Source organism: Paenibacillus sp. FSL H8-0034, from assembly GCF_038000305.1.
Lineage (GTDB): Bacteria > Bacillota > Bacilli > Paenibacillales > NBRC-103111 > Paenibacillus_S.
Genome location: NZ_JBBOBS010000001.1, coordinates 4,734,094 through 4,757,627 on the forward strand (window position 1 = coordinate 4,734,094; position 23,534 = coordinate 4,757,627).

Here is a 23,534-nt window from a genome sequence, read left to right on the forward strand (position 1 = left end):
CCTATCCCTTCATTCTTGAACTCAGCTGCTTTTGAACTATCATGGCTGCCGGATGAATCTTTTCCGGGAACTCGCCTGGATGTCTGCGGATTAATTCCTCCACATGATGTCCTCTACCCGTTTCCTCCAAGCGCTTAATATATCCCTTCAAGTAGCCTCTGGCATGGTAAGGTCCGCCCTCTTTCATCACGGTCCACAAAGGGTCCTTGTCGTCGCCAGATCGTCTCATCATGTCGTCATGCCACTCATTTAAATAGTAAACGGCCTCCATACATACAGCTTTGTTGGAAGCTGCAACATTATGCTGCTCTTTAGGGTCCTCGGAAAGGTTATACAGCATTTCCTTATCAAACAGATGAAACCCGTCATGGTAGGAGCGAATATAGATCCAGTCACGAAAACGGACACTTCTCTGGGCGACATGCGCACATTGCGATACGACAACATAATCACGTCCGCAGCTCGCACCTTCTTTTAGAACAGAAGCATAGCTCACCCCATCCCAATCCGGCATGCCCGGACCGCCTAACATTTCTGCCATAGTGGGGAGTAAATCCAGATGTAAATGAAGATCCTCGTTAACGATTCCCTGCTTCATACCCGGCCAGCGAATGATCATAGGGAGACGGCATGTTCCTTGATCGGCAGTGGCGTGCTCACCGTAGATACCAAGCTGCCCCATATTTTCCCCATGATCGGCGGATATCATAATGATCAGGTCATCCATAACACCCTGCTGCTCCAATGATGCAAACAATCGTCCAAGATGGTCATCCATATAACGGATTCCGCAATCATATCCATCGATCATCGTTCTTAAACCATCCATGTCCTGAATATCTCCAGGGTGTCGAGGGAAGCTAGGGTGTGTTTGGTTATCGTACGTTTTATTGATGAAATCAATATTTAACTCATTTACCGTATGCGAACCGACCATTTGTTTATGCCTTTCTAATACGTCCTCGGTTAACCATTCTGGCAGCGGGTCATGCTCAAATGGATTGCCATATTCCATGGGAGCACGGTAAGGCGTATGCGGATCCCAGTAATTGATATATAAAAACCAATCATCCTTCTGTGCATTTCGATCAATCCAGTCCTGTGCAACAGGCGTAACATGTTCTGCTGATTCATTGCCATATTTGCCCGTATTGAGGATCTCGTTGAATCCCGCATAAAACCCAAAGGTGGAATGACGCTGGGCAAACGGGCTAATGAGAACTGTATTCAGGTTGCCCATCAAATTCAGGTAAGAAGGAAAGGAACCACCACGCGTAAGCCTGCCCATCAAATCGCGCTTTATCCCTTCCAGCTTCATATCACCCGCCGTCCCGCCGTGGCCGACCAAACCGTTGCGAATACCGAATTGCCCACTCATTAACGCGGTTCGAGATGGAGCGCAAGGTGCATCTGAGGTGTAATAATTCGTAAAACGAACACCTTCTGCTGCAATTTTATCAATGTTGGGGGACGTATTACGATGATATCCATAGCAGCCTAAGTGGTCAGGGCTGGTTGAGTCCAAGTCCAAAAATAAAATTCTCATTGTTCATCCTCCATAATTTAAAATGACTTCTTATCGATTCAATCCCAGACGCATATATTGCTCATCCGGGGCTTTTTCCAGTTCCATGGCCAGAATGAGCAGCTCCGTATATCGATCGATCAGTGCCTCGTCCTCGATAGGTTCTAATTGATGGTAATCCGATTCGATATCATATAGCAGCGAATGCTGTACGTGCTGCGCCATCTTAAAGGGTACACCAGCATGGCTGATAGGAATCCGTAATAACGGGTAATTGGTGTAGGACAAATATCGTCCGACTTCAATTTGATCCGAATTGTGGGTGCCCAGATAAGCACCAAAAGTAGTAGGCATTGCGGTATACGCGTAGCACGGGTAATTATCTTCATGAATGGGTGCACGTAAGTAGGTATATTTCCCATCGGTAACATTCACAGTCATTCCAAACGTGCCGTAAAGCGCGTAATCGCGAATACTATTCTCTGTTCCTTTTACAAGGCCGAGTAAAGAATGACCTCTAACCGTCTGTGGAATATCGATTCCAAAATAATCAAGCAGGGTTGGCATCAAATCTATGTTTTGCGTAATAGCCGAAATCCTTTTTTTATCAGGTACGACTCCCGGCAGATGGATCATTAAAGGCAGATGAGCGATTTCATTATAGACGTGCATGATATTTTTCCCTGTCCATTCGTGTTCGCCTAATAGAAATCCATGGTCAGTCGTCAAGATAAGAAGCGTATCGTCCCATAATTGTTTGCTATCCATCACATCTAACAATTTCCCAAGCCAATGATCGATCATCGTCAGATTAGCCGCATAGCGTTTTTGCAGATGCTCGATCGCTTCAGGTGGTTCTCCAACCCTGGCATACTTTGGCCAGTCAAACCTTGGTCCCGCATAATCATCTTCGTATAAATCCAAATAATGCTGCGGACAATCGAACGGCTCATGCGGATCAAATGCTTCCACCATGAGAAAAAATGAATCTGCAGCCTCATTATCCTCCAGCCACTGACATGCTGCCTTCATCGTCCTGGGACCAGGATAATCCTCTTCGCTGATGAAGGTCGTACGGTTTTTCTCATATTGAGGTTCGGCTCTTCCATAAAAAGACTCCGGAAAGTTAGCCGGCTTATTGACTCGGGAAATCCACGGGTCGCTTTCCTGACCGCGGTGTAAATCCCAGCTATTAAAGGCCTGACAATAGTTTTCTCCACCTGTTTTAAAGTAATGGTAGTGATCTGTGACAATATGCGAGAATACATTTTTACTTTTCAATACTTGCGGGAGTGTAACATCAAACGGTTCTATCCCACCCCATCCACGCTCGAGGAACCCAAGGCGCCCCGTTATCATATCCCTTCTGGCTGGCATGCAAGGTAATGACCCGGACCAATGATTGTTAAATATCGTACTCTTCTCAGCTAATCTCGATATATTCGGTGTTTTGACCCATGAAGAAGGGGTGTAGCTCTCCAGCATATGCCGGTTTAGCGTATCCATCAGAACAACAATAGCTTTCATCTTGGCAATACCTCTTTCTCTAGAATTCACTATCCTTTCACAGAACCTACGAACATCCCTTGATTAAAATACTTTTGCAGGAACGGATAACATATCAGCAGCGGTAACGCAATGAGAAGTACAGCAGCCATTCGAACGGGCGGGCCATATTCGTAGTTCCCAATATTCAACTCCATAGATGAGTCCGACTCCAGCAGCAGTTGACGTAAAAATACTTGAACGGGCCATTTGTTTGAATCGTTCAAATATAAAATAGCCTGGAAGTAAGCATTCCAATGCGCCACACCGTACATCAATGTAATCGTTATTATGGACGGGAGTGATAGCGGAATTACGATACTGAACAATAGCCTCCATTCGCTGCAGCCATCGATTCTAGCTGATTCTTCCAGTTCAGTCGGAATGTTGGAGAAAAAGCTTCTCATGATAATCAATATAAACGGAGCGATCGCACCACTAAGAAACAATGACCAGTAGCTATTGATCAACGAAAGCTCCTTCAGTACCAGATACGTAGGTATCATTCCCCCGTTAAAAATCATCGAGAACAGCACCATGAAATTCAACGTGACTCTCCCTTTAAGCCAGCTTTTTGACAAACCATAAGCCATTAAGCATGTGATAAGTACATTGATCACCGTGCCAATGACCGTGATGTAGATCGTATTCGCATAGGATGCTATAAAGCCTTTGCTATTTACCAAATAGAGATAGGAATTTAACGTCCAGTCCTTCGGAAAGATATAAAACCCCCTCGATAAATATTCAGACTTCGTGGAGAAGGAGCTGAACATTACATATAAAAAGGGTAAGGCCACGGTCAGTAATGAAAGGGTCAGAAGTCCATATATGAAAAAGTTAAAAAGAATATCATTTCTTCTGGCTAAGAGCTTATTCATGGTTAGTAAACGCCCTCCTCGCCAAATTTTGTGGCCAATTTGTTGGCTGCCATTACAAACAGCAATCCCACAGCTGACTTAAATAAGCCTATAGCTGTTGTAAAGCTGTATTCTCCTTGGAGAACACCTTGACGATACACATACGTATCAAAAACATCCGAAACTGCAAGGTTCAACGAATTTTGCATGAGATAAATATGTTCAAAGCCGGTTTCCATCACTTGTCCGAGCCTGAGAATAAACATAAGCACCACAATCGTTCGCAAAGCGGGCAAGGTGATATGCCACATTTGTCTCCATCTTCCTGCCCCATCCATGACTGCTGCTTCATACAAGGTAGGGTCTACGGAAGCAAGTGCTGCCAGAAATATGATCGCTCCCCAGCCCATCTCCTTCCAAACCGTTTGAAATACATATAAGCCTCTAAAATAATCAGGATGGGTCAACAGCTCCAGCCGAGCATATCCATTTTCAGCGAGCAGCTTATTAATCCCTCCATCCTGGGAGGCGAACAGCACGATCGTTATGCCGACAACGACTACCCAGGATACAAAATGTGGAATATACACTATCGTCTGCACGGTCCTGGCAAACCATTTTACCCGAGCTTCATTTAATAAGATGGCAACAATAATCGGTGCAGGGAAATACAAAAATAAATTGAGAGCGCTTAATATAAGGGTGTTGCTGAATAACCGCCAAAAGTCAGGCTCCATAAATAAGGTTTGGAAATGCTTGAAACCTACCCACGGGCTTGCCCAAACGCCATCAAAAGGATCAAAGTCCTTAAATGCCAGCAGGATACCGCCCATCGGCGCATAACGAAATATTAGGAAATATAACAAGCCAGGCAAGATCATCACATACAAAGGGATCCCCTGTTTAAAAGCTTTCTGCACGTCCATCACTCCCTATAGATAGGGTTGGGGAGAAGCCATCCCTATCTCATTCAAATTTGTATCAAGCCTTATTTCAATAGTTGATATTGCGCATTGATTTCTTTAATAATTTCGTCTCCGCCATCTCGTTTCCAGGCTGCAACCGCATCATCAATAGCAGTCAGCGGGACTTGACCGACAATAACCTTTGTCATTGTTTCCATCCACTTCTGTTGGAGCCCACTGCCTTTCTTGGTCACTGTTTCACTGAAGAACCCTTCAGCAGGATTTTTCCAACGATACTTTTCATTGATTTCAAATACCGATCTAACTTTTTGAGCGAACTCTTGATCATCCCATTTGCGGATCTGAATATCGGGATCAAATCTTCGGAAAAACCAGGTAGACAGCAATTGTGGGCGATCTTTATCGAAGGCATCAAGCTTTTGGTATTTACCGTCATTTCCTTTTGTATAATGCATACCCTCGATGCCATTCTTGATTAAATCGTAACCTGGATCAGACATCATATAATCTAGCAGCTCCATAATACGCTGCTTTTTGGCTGCATCAATTTTGGCATTAATGACTATTTTATTCGTCATTTGAAGTGTTGGCGTTGCCTGTTTTCCTGTGGGACCCTTCGGAGGGAGCAGCTGTACCAGTTCCGCGCTGGGAGTTATCTTTCTCAAGTTAGGTAAGGTTCCGTTGAAAAACTCGTTGGGTACAATCATCGCAATCCCTGTTTTACCCGCCTCCAATTTTCCAATGCTTTCCTTTTGTTTATTAGCAGGAAAATCCTTATCCAGAGCACCCTCGGCGTATGCCTTTTTCATGAAGGCTGCAAATTCTTTTAACTCATTCGTCTGAACCTGCATCGGAACCAATTGACCGTTCACTTCGCTCCATTCATTACCTAAGCCAAAGGCTCCCATAATCGGTTCAATATGGACGAACTTGTTATTGACGATGCCGAATGAGAACCCTGGCGTATCGGCCTGACCATTGCCATCCGGGTCTTGCGTTGCAAATGCTTTAGCAACCTCATAAAATTCATCCGTTGTAGTTGGCATCTTGAGTCCCAACTTATCCAACCAATCCTTGCGAATGGCCAATGTATCCCGTGTATCGGTGACATAATAAGGAAAGCCATAATATTTGCCTTTGGGACTCATTTTAGCCATACCGTCCGCAGGAATAAATTTGGCCAAGTTTGCATATTTGTCCACTTCCGGTTTGACGTCCATGAAGATACCTTTATCTCTCCACTTGTTGAATTCTGCCTCTTGTATATAGAAAACGTCTGGGAATTCATTGGATGCAGCCATCACATTAAGCTTCTGAGCATACGTATCGGATGGAACCCATTGGACCTTAAAATTAATGTTCAATTTTTTATTAAGCTCTTTAATCACGGGATGATCTTCAGGCCATCCGCCTCCAGCATAACTAACCGTCATCATATTAATGGTTAATTGTTCCTTGCTTGAATTTGTCGTCTCCTTAGGTATAGTACTTCCTTGTGAACAGCCAACCACACTAATCGTAAACACGCTAGACAGCAATACTGGTAACCACTTTTTCATGTATGATCCCCCTTTACTAGTTTCATATATAACCATACAGCCAGTCGTTTTTTTTGTCCTTACACAATCTTTTTATTTATAGTCTTATCTTTTTACGAGGTGCGATAGGGAATACGAATGCTGATCACACTGCCGCGCCCTGAGAAGGAATGCACGGAAACACCATATCCTTGTCCATATTTAAGTGATAACCGTGCATGTACATTCGCCAAACCGATGGTGCCGCCCATCAATGTTTCTTCATTGGACGAACGGTTGTTAAATTGCTCCTCCAAGCTCGTCACTTTATCATCGGAGATCCCAGGACCATTATCAGCAATCTCGATGATCAAATCCTGATGATCCTTGTAAGCGGTCACAATGATAGCTGCTTCGCCGCCCTTTGGCTCAACAGCATATTTAACCGCATTTTCTACTATGGGTTGAATACTAAGCTTGATAATGGGACAGCCCAAGAATCTTTCATTCACGCGTACACTGCTCTCGAACTTTTTTGGATAACGGATATGAATGATTTCCAAATATTTGGTTAACGAGCTCAATTCTTCCTCCAGTGTCACTTCATCATAAGACCATTTAGAAGCGTAACGATACACATCAGCCAAATTGTGGGTAATCTTCTCGATAATCGGGACGTCCTCCAGAAAGGCAATGCTTTTAATAATATCCAGCGTATTATACAGTAAATGCGGGTTAATCTGGTTTTGAAGCGCACGGATCGTGGCTTCACTTTGTTTCAATTGAAGCTCCACTTCCTGGATCTTGTAATATGAGACCGTATCCATCAAAATAGTAAGCTGCTCAACCATCTTATTAAAACTGCTGATTAATATTTCAAATTCATTAATGCTGGATACCTTTTGCGCCCGTACAGTCAGGTTTCCCATGGCTACCGATTCCATCAGCGACTTGATATGCTTGATCGGATTAATAAATTGGCGAAGTAATAAGGGAATCGACACCATGATGATGATCGATATCAGCGCGAACGTGATAAGCGTAGATTGCACCGCTGATTGCAAGCTGTGAGCCATCTCTGCATAAGGGACAAAAGAAACGATCTTCCAGCCAGAGGAACCTGAGCTGCCATAAGAAATTAGATAAGGAGTTCCATTCCAGTCGTACATATTGATTTCCTTTTCATTCAAAATCAGATCATTCAGAGGTGTGTCCCTTCGCTGCTTGCCTATCCAGTCTTTATTCGGATGGTATACAATGGTATCCTGTTCAGAGAGGATAAAGAAATACCCCGTCTTCCCCATCTTCGATTTGGTAAATGTCGCTTCGATTTCAGCCAAGGAAAACTGGACAATCAGATTTCCTATCATTTCCAGGTTTTGTGTGCTGTAAATAGGAATGAGCATATTAATGACAAGAGGCCCTGCACCCTCCAATCGCTGCGTGGGCAGAACGCTTACATCAGAAGCTGGCACAGATGAATACCAGGGTTCGTTTTTGTAGGTACGATTCTGATTCGTATTGTTAAATAAGGCTAATACCCGTTTATCATTCGATACGAGATACATGTTTACAATTTCCGGAAAATTAAAGGAAACATACGTCTTCATCTCCATTTCGATTTCACTAATATCCTCCGGTTTAGGAACATACTCTTTCATTAACCACGTTTGGGTCAAAGAAGTATTAATTAACGTATTGGTTGAGTTTTTCATTTGCTTAAAATAAAACTCCATATGATGGTTCAGCCGATCTGTCGCTTCTGTGGTTATGGTCACAAAGTCCTCTTTAACCGCTTTGCTATAGTAGAAATGGGAAAATAACGTGATCAAGCCAATCGAAACCAAGCTTAGTGCCAGGAATAGAATAATCATTCTATGTTTGATGGACCTGACTTGAAGACGGGGTAATTTCATAGCCCGAGACTCCTTCTATATTCATTTGGAGATTGATTCATGATGCTTTTGAAGAGACGGTTGAAGTAAGGTAAAGAGGAAAATCCGACCATATCTGCGACCTCATATACTTTAAGGTCCAAATCCAACAGCAACTGTTTAGCCTTATCAATTCGATATAAATTCAAGTAATTGATAAATGAATCTCCGTTATTCTTTTTAAAAAGAACACAAAATCTGGAAATACTCAAATCGCTATATTCGGCAATTTGGGAAAGTGTGATTTCCTTGTGGTAATGCTGCTGCACATATTCATTCACTTTTTTCATCATTATATGGTTTTTATGATCATCACGATGTTGATGACGGGACCATTCTTCCAACAGCTTCAAAAAGTGGCTTTGTATCGACTCGATATCTTTTTCGTTCTCTAAATCCGTCTTGTGATAGTTGGGTATAATACTGACTAGCTGATCATTTAATTTGTTCAAAAATATACGAAAAAGACCGGATTTAACGCCTGGATTCGCTGTTTTCATTTTCATGATGAAATGAATCAACTGAACCGCTTCCTTGGCAAGCTCTTGATGATCCATGACCTCCATCTTTTCTATAAAATTTTGAATTTTATGGAGAGGCTCATGATGATGATGGGATTGCTGTAATCTTTCTACCGAGCGTGTCAATGCTCTTTTCAAATCAGCCGCTGGCACTGGCTTTAACAAATATTCTGTAGCCCCATACCGCATCGCTTGCTGAGCATAATTGAAATTTTCATAACCACTTATTACGATAGGAACAATGGAAATATTATATTCATCGCACTTTTGGAGAAGCGAGAGTCCATCCAATTGGGGCATCATAATATCTGTAATCACAACATTAGGCCAATACTCATTAATCAAATTCCATGCTTCCACACCGTCACTCGCCTGTGCTACCACCTTAAAGCCAAGCTCAAAACGTTCAACCATTTCCACAATCGCGTTCCGAATCCATACCTCGTCTTCCGCCACCAATACATGAAACATACGATCACCCCATTCCAATTAATTCAAAGCTTCTCATTTCTTAATATGGTGAAAGTCCGGGAATACCGAGCACCCCACGGACGCACATAGACTGGCGCCATACGCCGCCTCCTCCGGATGGGCCGCTATTAGCAGCGGTAGGTTAAAGGTCGTGGACAGCCTTTGGCGTAATGTAGCATTATTTCGAATTCCATTGCCGGACCCGATAAGAGACTTGATCTGCAGCATGCGCTCGTCCGGGAACGAAGTATAAAACTGGTAAAGCTCCGCAATGATCCCATCGATTACACCGATGATGAGATGACCAGGTGTGAAGTTCAGTGAGTCCATACCTTCAATGGACCCTCTCTTATTAGGATCGGATCTGGAGCCATAAAACTGGGTCTGGACGCGAAGCTCACTATCCAGGACAGCCTGCTCAGCTAGTTGACTCATCCTTGCATACAGACTGCCTGGGTCCTCCAAACCGCCAAGCTGTACACAGACCTCACGAAAAAAGCTTTCCAGCAGCGCATAGGATTTTCCGCCACTTAGGGAAGCTCCAACAAGCAGGTATCCCCCGCCTGGGAATGGACGGATATCAAGAGATTCTATCGCAAGAAAGCGTTTGCTAAACATGGAAATTTGTGAACCGGTTCCAACATTCAACAGCACCGAGTCCGTGATCGAACTGACGGATCCGAGAAAGCTGGCTTGATTATCTCCAAGTGAAACTGTCACGGGTATCCCTGCTTGTGAATGTCCGACGACGGTGCCTGAAGGAACTACTTCCGGCAGCATCCTCCACTCGATTCCTGCCGCTTCCAACGTATGGGCCTCGAAATCCATTAATTCGAGGTTAAATAGACCTAAGCTTGCAGCGTTGGTCGGATCCATAAGCGGCTTGCGTCCTCCAGTTAACTTCATGGCTACATAGTCTGCGATGGTGCATATGCAGGCAGCATTTTCCGGTATAAGTCCGTTCTGCAAATTATAATGATGGGTCACCAGTCCAAAGCCCGTCGCCAGAGGCATGGATGTAATCCGCGATAAGCGGTACACATAAGTTTCACCGTCACCGGTGTCGTTGATCGGTAAATTCCCACGTTGATCCTGCCACGTATACAGCGGTGATACGTGATTACCCGCGTCATCCACGTAGAGGATGCCATGCATTTGTCCGGTTAAGCCTATGCCAGCTGCATGAATACCGCCGCTTGTCAATTGATCCAAAACCTCGAAGACGATCTTGAGGATCACGACTGGATCCTGAATGAATTCCCAAGGATGAATCGATTGTATAGAAGCCTTGTTGCTTTTCGTTACGGAATTAAGTATCGTGCCACTCTCTGTATCCATGATAATACCGCATATCGAAGTGGTGCCAATATCCAGGCCGATAAAGTTCATATTCTTAAGCCTCCAGCTTCCGTAGGTTGTCAGGCACTTGTCAGTGCAGAACGGCGCTGTAGCAGCCGCCGAATGTTCCTTCTTAAGATCATTGTGAGCGTGCGTTTGTATACAAGTCTAAGGGTAGAACTATGCTGCTATGTGGAAATAACCTGTTGGAGCGCTTGTATATAGGCATAGCCGAGCTTGGACAACGCAACATTGCGATGAGAGATCCAACCGACATTAATGACTTCCTCACAATCCAAAGGTACAGGAATAATATCATTCCCATTCAAATCTTTGCTCAGAACTCCTGTCGAGATGGTATACCCGTTTAACCCAATCAGTAAATTGAAAAGCGTCGCCCGATCATTCACTCGTATGCTTTTATTATGGCTGAGTGTGCTGAGAATTTCTTCGGAGAAATGAAAGGAATTGTACTCGCCCTGATCAAAGGATAGATACGGATATTGCTGCAGCTGTTCTATGGTTACGATAGATTGATGGGCCAGTGGATTTTTGCTGCTGATGAAAATATGCGGTTTAGCGGTAAATAAGCTGTTGAATTGCAAATTAGCTTCTTTCAGCAGCTTATTGATGACTTTTCCATTAAATTCATTCAGATATAAAATGCCAATTTCGCTGCGTAAGCTTTTGACGTCCTCGATGATCTCGTAGGTTTTGGTTTCACGCAATGCAAATTCATATTCGTCTTGACCATGCTCCTGACATAGATTTACAAATGCATTGACCGCGAAAGCGTAATGCTGGGTAGATACGGAAAAGTGCTGCGGGGAAGGTTTGGCATTGAGATAACGGCCTTCCAATAATTCAGCCTGCTCAACAACCTGTCGCGCATAGCTTAAAAATTCGACGCCTTCCTTCGAAAGTGAAATCCCTTTATTGGATCTTTCAAAAATGGCAATCTGCATTTCTTTTTCGAGATCTTTAATCGCATTTGAAAGACTCGGTTGAGAAATAAATAATCTCTTGGCAGCTTCATTAATGGAGCCTTGATTCGCCACCTCAATCACATACTTTAATTGTTGCAGTGTCAATGAAATGCCCCCTTTACTTCATATCTTATTACATGTACGAATGTAAAGGAAGCCTGTTGTGTTAAGCTGCATGAGTAGAGGTGCCGGATAACTTGATTTTCATATGTTTTTATAATACATTGCTTAATATAAAGGTTTTGGGAGGAAAATAATGAGATTTAAAGCAATCCAGATTTCTTTGACTTTACTAGCGATGATCAGCATGGCTGCGTGTAGCAAGAGCGCCCCGGAGCATGCTGCATCCCATGCATTAGCCCACAATGGAGATCTGCAGGAAATGACCATTTCGATCAACACTCTGCCCAAATTTCTTAATAACCAGCCTGAGCAAACTCAAAAAATTTATCAGATCGCCGCTCTAAGCATCGATAAGCTCAAATGGATTCCTTGTTATTGTGGATGTGGAGATGAGGCTGGTCATAAAAGCAATATGAATTGTTTTATAAAGGAAGTAAAAACCGATGGAAGTGTTGTGTGGGACGATCACGGTACACGGTGTGGAGTTTGTATGGAGATCGCGTTAACTACAGCTCAATTAAGTAAAGATGGAAAATCGGTAAAGGAAATCCGTGATTATATTGATACGCGATACAACAAAGGATATGCCAAGCCTACGGATACACCTATGCCTGCATAAAAAGAAACTCTCCAACATAGGAGAGTCTTTTTTTTCATTTATATCCATATTTTGATTCTGTTAGACATTAAGACATTCCAGTCGCGCTTACAGTGTCCAATTATTTACGTAAGCTGGCTGCCACATCGAGAATCATGTCTTCCTGCCCGCCAACCGCTTTGCAACGGCCCAATTCCATCAGAATATCGCGTGGATCAACGCCGAACCGTTTGCCAGCTCTTTCTGCATGGAGCAGAAAGCTGGAATACACACCGGCATAGCCCATAGCCAAGCTTCCCTTATTGATCTCTGGCACGCGATGCATGATCGGTGCGACTACATCCTCGGCAAGATCCATCATTTTGTACAAATCGATACCCAGGCGCATATCCATACGCTGAAGGACGGCTATCAGAGCTTCTGTCTGCGTATTGCCAGCCCCTGCTCCGAGACAGCGGGTACTACTGTCGATACGGGTCGCACCTTCTTCAATCGCGACAAGTGTATTAGCTACAGCAAGTGAAAGATTATTGTGTGCATGAAAACCGATTTCACAAGACAAAGCACCCCGCAGCGCTTTAACTCTTTCTCTGACGTCTTGAGGCAGCATCGCACCTGCGGAATCGGTCACATATACAGCCTGAGCCCCATAGCTTTCCATCAGCTTGGCCTGCTCAACAAGAACTTCGACAGGTGCAGAGTGAGCCATCATGAGAAAGCCAATCGCTTCCATACCCAGCTCGCGAGCAACATGAAGATGCTGCGCCGAAACATCTGCCTCTGTTACATGTGTTGCGACTCGCACCAGCTTAGCTCCTATCGAGTGAGCCTGCTTCAATTCCTGTACAGTCCCGATACCGGGAATGAGCAGTACGGCAACCTGCGCTTGCTTGCACTCTTCTACCGCTGCCTCGATAAGCTTCATTTCATCAACGAGCGAACGTCCATACTGAAGTGTTGAACCGCCCAAGCCATCCCCATGGCTCACTTCTATATAATGCATGCCCGCATCATCCAAAGCACGGGTAACTGCTCGAACCTGTTCGACGGTGAATTGATGAGCAACCGCATGGCTACCGTCTCTTAGACACACTTCGGTTACTTGAATCGATTCTGTGCTGTTACGCTTCAATCCGTTTCCCTCCTTCCTCTAACAGAGCACCGGACATACGATGACGGGCAAACTCTTCACCGATGCGGACAGCAGTAGCTGTCATGATGTCCAGATTACCGGCATACGATTCGAAATAATCACCGGCTCCCTCAACCTCGAGGAAAATCGTTACTTTATCTTCATCAAACAGCAGCTCCTGCTTGAGACGATAGCCTGGAACGTATTCCTTGACTCTGGCCACCATGTCATGAACCGATTGGCTGATAGCAGCCTGGTCCATGTTTTTCACTTGGCAGTAAACGGTATTTCTCATCATAATCGGTGGATTCGCCGGATTTAAGATAATAATTGCTTTACCCCGATCGGCGCCTCCGACTTCCTCAATTCCACGGCGAGTTGTGTTCGTAAACTCGTCGATATTGGCCCGAGTGCCGGGACCCGCGCTTTTACTGGAAATGGTAGCGACAATTTCCGCATAATAGACGTCGGCCACGCTGTTAATAGCATGAACAATCGGAATCGTCGCTTGTCCACCGCAGGTAATGAGGTTGACATTAGGAGCATGAAGATGGTCCTGGAAATTGACTACCGGGCTTAAGAACGGACCGCGTGCTGCCGGGGTCAGATCAATCGCCGTTATTCCCAATTGCTGCAGTACCTTGGCGTGACGTACGTGAGCCTTAGCCGATGTTGCGTCAAATACAAGGTCAGCCAGATCCGGATGATCCACAATGGCCTGTATCCCGTTATCATAGGTGGTATAGCCGAGGGACCGTGCTCTTTGCAAGCCTTCGGAGGCCGGATCAATACCGATCAACGCGGTCAGCTCCAGAACATCGCTTCGTTCCAGCTTATACATCAAGTCGGTTCCAATGTTGCCTGATCCGAGTATGGCTACTTTTACTTTATTCATAGGCTTCTCCTTTCTGATCGTAATTAAAAAGTAGGACCGATACGGTTAATCCCAAAATCGTACTGCTTCAAAATTTCCGACTTCGTCCATTTTCCATCCGATACCATCAGCACCTCGTCATAAATTCGGCGGCCAACCTCTTGTACCGTTTCTTTTCCTTCAATAATCGTTCCCGCATTCATATCCATGTTATCGGCCATCGTTTCAAACATGCGGCTGTTCGTCGCAATTTTGATGACCGGAGCTATTGGTGAACCCGTAGGCGTTCCCCGACCGCTGGTGAATAAAATAACCTGAGCACCACCGGCAACCATACCGGTAAGCTGTTCGATGTCCTGTCCTGGCGTATCCATCCAAACAAGGCCCTTCTTGGTTGGATGCTCAGCGTAATTAATAAGCTCTTGTAGAGGGCGAGTACCCGCTTTGGCGGCGGCTCCAAGCGACTTCTCTTCCAACGAGCTAAGCCCCCCCTCGATGTTGCCTGGAGTAGGATTACCCGTACGGATATCAACGCCCATCAGGGTCGCTTTGCTCTCCATCGCTTCGATAACCTCATACACCCGTTTAGCAACTCTGTCGTCAACGGCACGACTCGCCAGCAGATGCTCGGCTCCGATAATTTCAGAGGTTTCCGCCAAAATCGCGGTGCCGCCTCCGTCAACAATCATATCGCTGACGACGCCGACAGCCGGATTGGCCGATAAGCCGGAGCATGCATCCGATCCGCCGCATTCCGTAGCAACGATCAGCTCGCTGATATCGCACTCGACCCGGCGCTGCATCGATGCTTCCTGGACCATTCTGGCAGCAATCTGTGCCCCTCTGGCAATGGTCATCAGGGTCCCGCCATTTTCCTGAATCGATACAAGCTCGACCGGTTTCCCTGTTTGCTTGGCGATCTCATTGGCTACGCTCCGACCCTGATGCGTTTCACAGCCGAGTCCAAGTACAACAACCCCATACACGTTCGGATTGCTTCCAATGCCTACGTAGGTGCGGAAGGTTTGCTCGTAATCCACACCTACCTGGGCACAGCCGTGCTGGTGAATAAACGATACCGTGCCTTGCACCAAATCTGTGATGCGGTTAGCTGTTTGTGTGGCGCATACAATCGTTGGTAAGATCAGGACATGATTACGAACGCCTACGCTTCCATCCTTGCGACGATAACCCCAAAATTTTGAATTAAGCTCCATGTTGATCCCCCCTGCCTCTTTTGCCGTCCAGATTGTGGACATGTACATGCTCGCCTTCCTGAATAGTCCGGTTCGCCATGCCAATGACTTCACCGTACTTAACAATATCTTCCTCTATGGAAATCGGTCGAACGGCGAACTTATGCCCGAAAGCAATGGAGTCACGCATCGTAACCGTAAAATCGATATCCTCGACGCGCAGCTCAACCGCAGCTCCAGCAGGGATGTCTCCCAAAGCCATAGCCACATTATCCTTCTTTTTCATCATGACAGCGCGATGCATATTTTCCGAAATGTCCAAGCTTCTCATCCTCCTGTTACTATTCAGCTCGAAGTGCAGTGGGTCTATTTAGCCCAATACATCTCACCAGCAGTCTCGGTAATCATGACCTCTTTTAAAAATTTCACCGCTTTGTGAAAGCCTTCCTGCGTGGACATAAGCCCATCTTCATGCTCGATACTGATTGCACCACTATAACCAACAGTGCGTAATGCGCTGAACATTTCCTTCCATAACTCCTGTCCATGACCATATCCAACCGTACGAAACGCCCACGAACGATTAACGACATCCTTGTAAGACTTCGTATCCAGCACGCCGTTGAGTTCATTATTACGTTTGAAAATCTCGGTATCTTTGGCATGAAAATGATAAATACGATGACCGAAGCTGTAAATGCAAGCAATCGGGTCCATCCCTTGCCAAAACAAATGGCTAGGATCGTAATTGATTCCAACGTTCTCACCGGCAGCTTCACACAATCGTATAGCGGTCTCTGTATTGTAGACAACAAAGCCCGGATGAGGCTCCACTGCGATCTTGATTCCGTTATCCCCCGCATATTGGCCCATCTTTTCCCAATATGGAATCACTTTTTGCTCCCATTGCCATGTTAAAGTATCGAGGAAATCCGTTGGCCAAGGACATGTGACCCACACAGAACGCAGCGAGTGTTCCGATTCACCCGGACATCCGGAAAAATTAACGACCGTGTCTACACCAAGCTCCTTGGCAAGTAAAATTGTATTGATAAAATCTTCATGGTGCTGATCTGCAATTTGTTTATCGGGATGCAGCGGATTGCCATGGCAGCTTAATGCACTGATCGTAATTTGATTGTCCTCAAGCACTTTTTTTATTTTATTGATTTCCTCCGGATTTCCCAGCACTTCCTTCGGTTTCAAATGCTGGTTGCCTACGTATCCGCCAGTAGCTATTTCTATCGTTTGAACACCCTGCCGTGCTACGTGTGCCACAGCGTCTTCAAATGAATGAGTTCGGAACAACTTTAGAAACACGCCAAGTTTCATCGCAGTTTTACCTACTTTCTTATTGATAAAATTCGTTCATCATTATTTTTCTACCCTCTTGTGTCGATTGAATGGCTGCGCATGTAAGCGCAAAGCTGGTAATATTTCGATTCAGACACTAATTGAGGAAAATCCCGTTAATGTCAAACTGCATTTCGGTTACATCACCAACAATCTCAACATGATCCAATGCGCGAATTTCCGGCAGCAGCGCTTCGGAAACATACATGAATTCAATATCAAGCGTATTGGGAATACGGATGACCCGTGCATGCTCTGGCACAACACCCCAGCTGCAGCGCAATGCGGTTCTCATCGCTTCCAAATCATTGTCCAAAATAATAGGAATCATCGCCCGATGAAGAAAAGTGCTCGTAATGACGTTTTCATTCATTTTATGAAAGTCTATTTTGTCAAACAACCGTTTGGTCGTGATATCGGCCAGACCAATACCTAACGCGTTCCCTTGGCATTCGTCACTCAGATCCCCGGCGATGATATACTTGATCTTGGGAAACTCAGGTTCTTCCTCGCCGAGAATTCGCATTTTGCCAATAATATTCGTGTCCATGCCGGTTCCACTATAATTTTTGCCGATTCTATCGACATGCAGCACATCCAGCTCCTGAATCGGAAGCTTGGGCATCAAGGATGCCGACAATTTGAGCAACTCCCGCTCCCGCTCTTCAATATGCTCGATCGGGATCGCCTCGATTACCGCCGTTTGTTCATGCGCATTTTCCACAATGGCGACACCGCACAAAATATTCGCTTTATTAAAAACGACTCGCGACACTTCAGGCATATAATCGCGTATGCCCTGAATGCCGTAATTGTGCAAGGCAAGCGCCTGCTTATGCTTGCCAAGTCCGATGGCAGCCATCTTCATAATGCCGCTTTCGATGCCGATTGGAGATTTGAAGTCGGTATGCACCTTCACTCTGCCGATAAGGATCACACCATCGCCTTCAGAAGCATGACGATCGATATAAACCGGAACGCCCCGTTCTGTTTCACCGATCTGCACCACCTCCATCGAAGAGAGGATCGGAGCCCCGCAATAAGCTTCAGTTACACCGAGGCTTTCCAGCACTTTGACTTGGCCCTCAGCTGTTGCCCCACCATGGCTGCCCATAGCGGGAATAATAAAAGGCTTGGCTCCAAGCAGCTGTAAATTCACTACAAAGGACTTGATAATTAAAGCAATATTGGCAATCCCCCGGCTTCCTGCCGTGATGGCAATCCGCATGCCAGGCGTTATTTTCAATTCCAATCCCACAAGACTGATTTGATGTCTGACTTCTTCCTCGATGTCCTTAACAGCGGGTCCTGTGAAATGCTGCTTGATACGGACCATCCGTGGCAATTTCATTTGAATTACGCCTCCGATCAGAATCCTGCCAATTTGACGGCCAGCTTCATCGCCTGCTCTGTCGCTCCTGGGTCGGCAATGCCTTGACCTGCAATATCAAAAGCGGTTCCGTGTGCAGGGGTTGTAATAATAACAGGCAAACCACCGCTGACCGTAACTCCTTTATTGAAGCCCATCAGTTTCATCCCGGTTTGTGCTTGGTCGTGATACATGCTGACTAAGCAATCAAAAGGATTCGTTTTTAAACGCAGGAAAATCGTGTCTGCCGGATACGGTCCATCCACTTGAATACCTTGTTCCTGTGCTTCCTTGATTGCCGGCTGGATTTCTTCAATTTCTTCCATGCCCAACAAGCCATTGTCACCTGCATGCGGATTCAATGCGGCTACTGCAATTCTTGGGTTCTCAAAGCCAGCATTCAATAAAGTTTGTTGGGCAAAACGAATGATTCTGCCTACGCGTTCTTTCTTAACAAGGCTGCTGACTTCTTTCAACGGCACATGTGAGGTTACCCGAGTGAACCATAAATCGCCTAATACATTAATTTCGCTAAATCCTTCTTTGCAATCCAGCAAGGAAGCGAAGAAATGAAGCTCATCCTGAAAATGAAAGCCCCCGCTATGCAGCGCTGCCTTATTAATAGGTGCGAATACGAATCCATCCAGCTTTTTCTGTTGAGCAAGCTTTAAGGCATACGTCAACGTTTCGCCAGTCGCTTTGCCGGAAGCAACAGATAATTGGCCCTGTGTATAAGCATCCGTTGACAAGTTATGCAAATCGATGAAATACAGCTCATCTTTGTTATCGATTTGTTCAATGTTTTGAATATTACGATAGGACAATGTTTGACCCGCATCCGTTTGTCCTTGGTTAAGTACACGTTCGTCACCAATCAATACCCATGTTGCCAAATTGCGAACATCTGCGATTTGCAGAACCTTGACTACCAATTCAGGACCGATGCCTGCTGCATCTCCCAATGTAACGCCAATGACCGGTTTTCTTATCATCATTCCCTGCTCCTTTTTATGTGGGTTTCGTTATTGTACGCGCACTATGGTCCCGGTCTCTGCCGATTCTAATGCGGCAAGTATAACCTTCAACGATTTCAAGCCTTCTTCGCCGGAAATCGACGGTTTCGTATTCGTAGCGATATGATGGATGAAGGTACGGACGATACCACTCTCGGTTTGCTTATCATTCGTAGCGACTTTTCCCATCTGGTGAAGTACTCTTTCGCCATTATTAAAATCAATGATGACGTTGTAGGTAGCATCCTCAATCAGTCGCAAAATACCGTTCTCGCAATACAGTACTGTACTGTTATCTTCCTTGGCCTTATAAGTCCAGCTGGCAGCCAGCGTCCCGATGATGCCATTCTCGCTTTTGAGCACACATACAGCGTTATCGTCAACATCCGTATCTTGCTTTTGCAGCGTGCCGACAAATGCTCCTACTTCGACGATCTCCTCTCCCAGAAGGAAACGGATGAGATCCGTCTTATGAACGCCCAGATCACCCATGGCTCCGATAAAGGCGAGCTTTTTTTGGAAAAACCAGCCTCCGGGTCCTTCTATGCTCCACGTTTCAGGACCACCATGTCCAAACGAGGTACGGAACGTCAGAACACGTCCAAGAACGCCGCTATCCAATATTTCTTTGGCTTTAACATGAGGCAGCATGAGACGCTGGTTATGCCCGATCATCAGGAGCTTGCCGGTTGTCTCCGAGGCTGCAATCATCGCGCTCGCTTCCGCAATGGAGATAGCCATTGGCTTCTCGCATAGAACATGCTTGCCCGCTTCCATAGCAGCTATGCTTACCGGAGCATGCAGCGCGTTAGGCAGGCATACGCTGACAGCATCCAAGCCTTCGTGCTGAAGCAGTTCGCGATAATCCGTATAAGCTTCGGCTCCATATAGAGCAGCCATTTCTTCTGCACGTTCCTGATTCGTGTCGGCAACCGCCACGATTTCAACATTGGGCTGGTAGGCATACTCAGGTAAATGCCTTCTTCTTGCAATGGCTCCACAGCCAATAACGCCTATTCGTATGTTTGTCATATGGTGACGCCTCCCTATACCTATCCTTATTGTTATTCTTTAGCCTTTTACAGCTCCCGCCGTAATGCCTTGAATAATATATCTCTGCATAACCAAAAAGAAAATAATGATCGGAACAATAGCCAACGTGAGCGCCGCCAACGCCAAATGCCATTGGTTCGTATATTCACCGAAATATACATACGTTGCGAGCGGAATCGTTTGATTAGCCTTAGCGCTTAGCATGATGAACGGCAGGAGAAAGTCATTCCAGATCCATAATGTATGCAAAATCGCAATCGTCGTTGTGATCGGAGCGAGCAGCGGAAGTAAAATACGGAAAAATACGCCGACCGTGCTGCTGCCGTCAATGGTCGCAGCTTCCTCCAATTCAATGGGGATACCTTTGACAAAGCCGTGATAAAGAAACAAAGCGAGTGGTGTGCCAAATCCCAAATACATCAAGATCATGCCGTATAGTGAATTAATCAGATGAAAATCCTTAGCTACCTTCACAAGCGGAATCATCATCGATTGAAAAGGAATGACCAATGAGGACAAGATGACCAAAAAAATCACATGACTGACAATACCGGGACTTCTCACCAATTGGTATGCGGCGGCAGAGCTAATGAGCAATATACCCATGACGCTTGCTACAGTAATGATTAAGGAGTTCGCAAATACACCCGGAAAATGAATTTGATGCCATACGGTAACGAAATTGGAAAATTGAAAAGATTCGGGCAGCGACGCTGTTGAGGCCATCACTTCGTTGTACTTTTTAAAGCCGTTAACAAATGTCAAATACAGTGGAAAAAAGAACAGTACGGCCAGGATGATCATGAACAGCTCTATCACGAACTTGCCGAGAGTATATTGTTCTTTCATTACATTTCCACCTCCTTGCGCTTCATAACAAACACTTGAACTACGGTAACAGATGCCAAGATGACAAAGAACACAACGGCTTTAGCCGAAGCATACGTGTATTCATTTTTAGTGAAGGCGTCCAGATAAATATGCAGAGCGAGCGATTCCGTCGTTCCGTAAGGTCCGCCTTTCGTCAATGCGAAGTTCAGATCGAACACCTTGAACCCGTGTGAAATCGCTAGAAAGAGACATACTGTAATGGCTGGCATAATCAGTGGAATAATAATCTTCTGAAGCCGATGCCAGCGATTAGCACCATCAATTTGAGCGGCCTCCAACAGATCGGCAGGAATTCCTTGCAGCGCAGCAAGATAGATGACCATCAAATAACCAGCATAATGCCACACACTCACCAGGATCAGTGACCAGAAAGCGTACTCCGGTATACTGAGCCAGTTTTTTTGAAAAATCTCGATTCCCGTTAAGCTCGCAATTTGCGGAAAGCCTTGTGTAATAATAAACTGCCAGATGAAACCGATCACAAGCGACCCCATCACGTGCGGCAGAAAAAATACGGTTCTTAATGCATTTTTTGTTTTAAGTGCCATATTAAGTACAAAAGCAAGAGCAAATCCGACCAAGTTCACCAATATCGTACTGACGAAAACATACTTCATCGTAAAGATAAATGATTTCATATGCTCTGTATCTTCCAGCAGTCGTTTGTAATTGCTCCATCCGGCCCACTTGATTTCACTGCTGATCCCGTTCCAATCCTGGAAGGAAAAAATAATGGCTCTAATAAAAGGCAGCAAAATGAACAAAGCGAAAAAAAGAACAGCCGGGGAGACAAAGGCGATATATATCAATAATTTTCTGGTTCTCATTCGCGACATGAAGAATACTCCTCTTCTCCCGTTTAAACGATCAGCCCATGCCGTTTTGCCTCAATATGACGGGTATGGATGCATGGGCTGACCCCTTGATTTTATTTATTTTTTCACCGCAGTGGTCCACATTTTCTGAATTTCTTCCAGCGTCTTCTCTTTGGTTAACTGACCTCCGACGTAAGCTTGCAGCGCTTTCGTGAATTGCACATCCATGCCTGCAGGCCACAACGAGTATGCCCAAGGAATCGTTTGATTTTTCTCAACATACGTGTTCATATCAGCTGCGAGCGGCCCCAATTCCTTGGTCGCCTTCATATCTTTAAATGCCGGGATCAGATGCATGGAATCGACCAAATATTTTTGACCATTTTTATGCAGCCAAATCAGAAACTTCTTGGATTCCTCAACTTGTTTGGAATTTTTGTTGATGACATAGTAAGTAGGAATCCCTACTGGAAGCTTGGTATCACTTGGGTTGTCAGTTAATGGAATCGCGAACATACCGATATTGAGATTCGGGTTCACTTTTGTGATCAAATCGATCGTCCACACCCCTTGCTGCATCATAGCCGTTTTACCGGATGAAAAATCAGCAACCTGGTTATCATAGCTAACACCTACGGATTCAACACCTTTTCCATATTTGACAGTCATGTCCAATACATCAAAAAAGTTATCCATCAGCGGAACGTCTTGTACTTTTGCTGTGCCTCCATTAATCTTGCCAATTAAATCCGTCGAATCCTTAGCATAAGCGAATGGCAGGTTAAACAGGTTGCGCCCCAATACAAATCCTTCTTTGTACGCTTCGGCATAAGAGGGAATTCCAGCTGCCTTTAGCTTTTCATTCATCTGCTTGAGTTCTGTCAAAGTGGTTGGCACCTTGTCAATACCAGCCTTGGCAAACAAGTCTTTATTGTAAACAAATCCATAACCTTCCATCGCTGTTGGGAAACCGTATTTTTTCCCATTGATGGTCATCCCGGGCAATGCAGAATCCATCACTTGGTTCATCCACGGCTCGCCTGACAAATCAAGCAGTCTTTCACTCCAGTCCTTTACACCACTGAAGCTTTTGGTGAAAAATACGTCCGGCTCATCCCCGGAAGCAAATCTCGTTTTCAGCATCGTATCCAAATCCCGTACGACCTGGGCATCGATCGTTACGTTGGGATTATCCTTCGTGTAATCGGCTGCCATTTGTTTGATTTGATCGGTAACTTCCACTTTACCCTGAATCAGCTTGAGCGTAATCTTCGGACCTGTGCTTTGCTGGGACGACGCGCTTGTTTTGGGGGCTTCCTCCCCCCCGGCACATCCTGCCAGGATGGTAACCATCAAAGCGGCAGCGGTCACTGTGGACATCCATTTTCTCATCTAAGACTCCTCCTAAGTGTTCTTCAATTCATTGTTGAACTATCCTTATTGTAAAGAATTATGACTTCGTCGGGCATGGAATATACGCGCTGAAAAAGGTAA

21 protein-coding genes are annotated in these 23,534 nt (G+C 45.2%); 1 reads left to right on the forward strand and 20 read right to left on the reverse strand.

Features of this window, described 5'->3' with window-relative positions:
- Nucleotide 1: 1 nt before the first annotated feature.
- From NST47_RS21340 to NST47_RS21380, 9 genes are all read right to left on the reverse strand, one after another.
- Entirely contained in the window at nucleotides 2-1,546 is a 1,545-nt protein-coding gene (locus NST47_RS21340) for a sulfatase family protein (protein WP_341156933.1), read from the reverse strand.
- A gap of 30 nt (nucleotides 1,547-1,576) precedes the next feature.
- Entirely contained in the window at nucleotides 1,577-3,052 is a 1,476-nt protein-coding gene (locus NST47_RS21345; protein WP_341156934.1) for a sulfatase, read from the reverse strand.
- A gap of 29 nt (nucleotides 3,053-3,081) precedes the next feature.
- A complete protein-coding gene (locus NST47_RS21350; RefSeq protein WP_341156935.1) occupies nucleotides 3,082-3,951 on the reverse strand; it encodes a carbohydrate ABC transporter permease in 870 nt (289 codons plus the stop codon).
- A 2-nt stretch (nucleotides 3,952-3,953) separates the two neighbouring features.
- A complete protein-coding gene (locus NST47_RS21355; RefSeq protein ID WP_341156936.1) occupies nucleotides 3,954-4,856 on the reverse strand; it encodes an ABC transporter permease in 903 nt (300 codons plus the stop codon).
- Between the two features lie 62 nt (nucleotides 4,857-4,918).
- Nucleotides 4,919-6,415 (reverse strand): extracellular solute-binding protein, encoded by a 1,497-nt coding sequence (locus tag NST47_RS21360; protein WP_341156937.1) that lies wholly within the window; start codon nucleotides 6,413-6,415, stop codon nucleotides 4,919-4,921.
- A gap of 92 nt (nucleotides 6,416-6,507) precedes the next feature.
- Nucleotides 6,508-8,289 carry a sensor histidine kinase gene (locus NST47_RS21365; RefSeq protein ID WP_341156938.1) on the reverse strand — a complete coding sequence of 594 codons (1,782 nt, stop codon included), beginning with the start codon at nucleotides 8,287-8,289 and terminating at the stop codon, nucleotides 6,508-6,510.
- Nucleotides 8,286-9,299 carry a response regulator transcription factor gene (locus NST47_RS21370; protein WP_341156939.1) on the reverse strand — a complete coding sequence of 338 codons (1,014 nt, stop codon included), beginning with the start codon at nucleotides 9,297-9,299 and terminating at the stop codon, nucleotides 8,286-8,288. Before NST47_RS21370 ends, NST47_RS21365 begins: the two co-directional genes overlap by 4 nt.
- Before the next feature lie 33 nt (nucleotides 9,300-9,332).
- Complete coding sequence (locus NST47_RS21375) at nucleotides 9,333-10,688, reverse strand: sedoheptulokinase (RefSeq protein ID WP_341156940.1); 1,356 nt, start codon at nucleotides 10,686-10,688, stop codon at nucleotides 9,333-9,335.
- 137 nt (nucleotides 10,689-10,825) lie between these two features.
- Nucleotides 10,826-11,728, reverse strand: a complete 903-nt coding sequence (locus NST47_RS21380) for a LysR family transcriptional regulator (protein WP_341156941.1) — start codon at nucleotides 11,726-11,728, stop codon at nucleotides 10,826-10,828.
- A gap of 151 nt (nucleotides 11,729-11,879) precedes the next feature.
- Here NST47_RS21380 and NST47_RS21385 point away from each other — a divergent pair, with 151 nt between their 5' ends.
- Nucleotides 11,880-12,365 carry a PCYCGC motif-containing (lipo)protein gene (locus NST47_RS21385; RefSeq protein ID WP_341156942.1) on the forward strand — a complete coding sequence of 162 codons (486 nt, stop codon included), beginning with the start codon at nucleotides 11,880-11,882 and terminating at the stop codon, nucleotides 12,363-12,365.
- Nucleotides 12,366-12,465: 100 nt separating this feature from the next.
- Here NST47_RS21385 and dmpG read toward each other — a convergent pair whose 3' ends face one another.
- From dmpG to NST47_RS21440, 11 genes are all read right to left on the reverse strand, one after another.
- Nucleotides 12,466-13,476: a 4-hydroxy-2-oxovalerate aldolase gene (gene dmpG / locus NST47_RS21390; RefSeq protein WP_341156943.1), complete on the reverse strand. Its 1,011-nt coding sequence runs from the start codon at nucleotides 13,474-13,476 to the stop codon at nucleotides 12,466-12,468.
- Nucleotides 13,466-14,371, reverse strand: a complete 906-nt coding sequence (locus NST47_RS21395; protein ID WP_341156944.1) for an acetaldehyde dehydrogenase (acetylating) — start codon at nucleotides 14,369-14,371, stop codon at nucleotides 13,466-13,468. Before NST47_RS21395 ends, dmpG begins: the two co-directional genes overlap by 11 nt.
- Before the next feature lie 23 nt (nucleotides 14,372-14,394).
- Entirely contained in the window at nucleotides 14,395-15,567 is a 1,173-nt protein-coding gene (locus tag NST47_RS21400; protein ID WP_076234939.1) for a UxaA family hydrolase, read from the reverse strand.
- A complete protein-coding gene (locus NST47_RS21405; protein ID WP_341156945.1) occupies nucleotides 15,557-15,868 on the reverse strand; it encodes a UxaA family hydrolase in 312 nt (103 codons plus the stop codon). Before NST47_RS21405 ends, NST47_RS21400 begins: the two co-directional genes overlap by 11 nt.
- A gap of 44 nt (nucleotides 15,869-15,912) precedes the next feature.
- Nucleotides 15,913-16,878, reverse strand: a complete 966-nt coding sequence (locus NST47_RS21410) for a sugar phosphate isomerase/epimerase family protein (RefSeq protein WP_341156946.1) — start codon at nucleotides 16,876-16,878, stop codon at nucleotides 15,913-15,915.
- A 118-nt stretch (nucleotides 16,879-16,996) separates the two neighbouring features.
- Nucleotides 16,997-18,250, reverse strand: a complete 1,254-nt coding sequence (locus tag NST47_RS21415; RefSeq protein ID WP_341156947.1) for a lactate racemase domain-containing protein — start codon at nucleotides 18,248-18,250, stop codon at nucleotides 16,997-16,999.
- A 17-nt stretch (nucleotides 18,251-18,267) separates the two neighbouring features.
- Nucleotides 18,268-19,260 carry a 4-hydroxythreonine-4-phosphate dehydrogenase PdxA gene (locus NST47_RS21420; protein ID WP_341156948.1) on the reverse strand — a complete coding sequence of 331 codons (993 nt, stop codon included), beginning with the start codon at nucleotides 19,258-19,260 and terminating at the stop codon, nucleotides 18,268-18,270.
- 30 nt (nucleotides 19,261-19,290) lie between these two features.
- A complete protein-coding gene (locus NST47_RS21425; protein WP_341156949.1) occupies nucleotides 19,291-20,313 on the reverse strand; it encodes a Gfo/Idh/MocA family protein in 1,023 nt (340 codons plus the stop codon).
- A gap of 39 nt (nucleotides 20,314-20,352) precedes the next feature.
- Complete coding sequence (locus tag NST47_RS21430; protein WP_262684451.1) at nucleotides 20,353-21,183, reverse strand: carbohydrate ABC transporter permease; 831 nt, start codon at nucleotides 21,181-21,183, stop codon at nucleotides 20,353-20,355.
- Nucleotides 21,183-22,052: a carbohydrate ABC transporter permease gene (locus NST47_RS21435; protein ID WP_341156950.1), complete on the reverse strand. Its 870-nt coding sequence runs from the start codon at nucleotides 22,050-22,052 to the stop codon at nucleotides 21,183-21,185. Before NST47_RS21435 ends, NST47_RS21430 begins: the two co-directional genes overlap by 1 nt.
- A 105-nt stretch (nucleotides 22,053-22,157) precedes the next feature.
- Nucleotides 22,158-23,432: an ABC transporter substrate-binding protein gene (locus NST47_RS21440; RefSeq protein WP_341156951.1), complete on the reverse strand. Its 1,275-nt coding sequence runs from the start codon at nucleotides 23,430-23,432 to the stop codon at nucleotides 22,158-22,160.
- Nucleotides 23,433-23,534 lie beyond the last annotated feature (102 nt).

Coding starts and splice junctions, on each gene's coding strand:
- NST47_RS21340 (WP_341156933.1), bottom strand. CDS start 1,546: ATGAGAATTTTATTTTTGGACTTGGACTCAACCAGCCCTGACCACTTA.
- NST47_RS21345 (WP_341156934.1), bottom strand. CDS start 3,052: ATGAAAGCTATTGTTGTTCTGATGGATACGCTAAACCGGCATATGCTG.
- NST47_RS21350 (WP_341156935.1), bottom strand. CDS start 3,951: ATGAATAAGCTCTTAGCCAGAAGAAATGATATTCTTTTTAACTTTTTC.
- NST47_RS21355 (WP_341156936.1), bottom strand. CDS start 4,856: ATGGACGTGCAGAAAGCTTTTAAACAGGGGATCCCTTTGTATGTGATG.
- NST47_RS21360 (WP_341156937.1), bottom strand. CDS start 6,415: ATGAAAAAGTGGTTACCAGTATTGCTGTCTAGCGTGTTTACGATTAGT.
- NST47_RS21365 (WP_341156938.1), bottom strand. CDS start 8,289: ATGAAATTACCCCGTCTTCAAGTCAGGTCCATCAAACATAGAATGATT.
- NST47_RS21370 (WP_341156939.1), bottom strand. CDS start 9,299: ATGTTTCATGTATTGGTGGCGGAAGACGAGGTATGGATTCGGAACGCG.
- NST47_RS21375 (WP_341156940.1), bottom strand. CDS start 10,688: ATGAACTTTATCGGCCTGGATATTGGCACCACTTCGATATGCGGTATT.
- NST47_RS21385 (WP_341156942.1), top strand. CDS start 11,880: ATGAGATTTAAAGCAATCCAGATTTCTTTGACTTTACTAGCGATGATC.
- NST47_RS21395 (WP_341156944.1), bottom strand. CDS start 14,371: ATGAATAAAGTAAAAGTAGCCATACTCGGATCAGGCAACATTGGAACC.
- NST47_RS21400 (WP_076234939.1), bottom strand. CDS start 15,567: ATGGAGCTTAATTCAAAATTTTGGGGTTATCGTCGCAAGGATGGAAGC.
- NST47_RS21410 (WP_341156946.1), bottom strand. CDS start 16,878: ATGAAACTTGGCGTGTTTCTAAAGTTGTTCCGAACTCATTCATTTGAA.
- NST47_RS21415 (WP_341156947.1), bottom strand. CDS start 18,250: ATGAAATTGCCACGGATGGTCCGTATCAAGCAGCATTTCACAGGACCC.
- NST47_RS21420 (WP_341156948.1), bottom strand. CDS start 19,260: ATGATAAGAAAACCGGTCATTGGCGTTACATTGGGAGATGCAGCAGGC.
- NST47_RS21425 (WP_341156949.1), bottom strand. CDS start 20,313: ATGACAAACATACGAATAGGCGTTATTGGCTGTGGAGCCATTGCAAGA.
- NST47_RS21430 (WP_262684451.1), bottom strand. CDS start 21,183: ATGAAAGAACAATATACTCTCGGCAAGTTCGTGATAGAGCTGTTCATG.
- NST47_RS21435 (WP_341156950.1), bottom strand. CDS start 22,052: ATGAGAACCAGAAAATTATTGATATATATCGCCTTTGTCTCCCCGGCT.
- NST47_RS21440 (WP_341156951.1), bottom strand. CDS start 23,432: ATGAGAAAATGGATGTCCACAGTGACCGCTGCCGCTTTGATGGTTACC.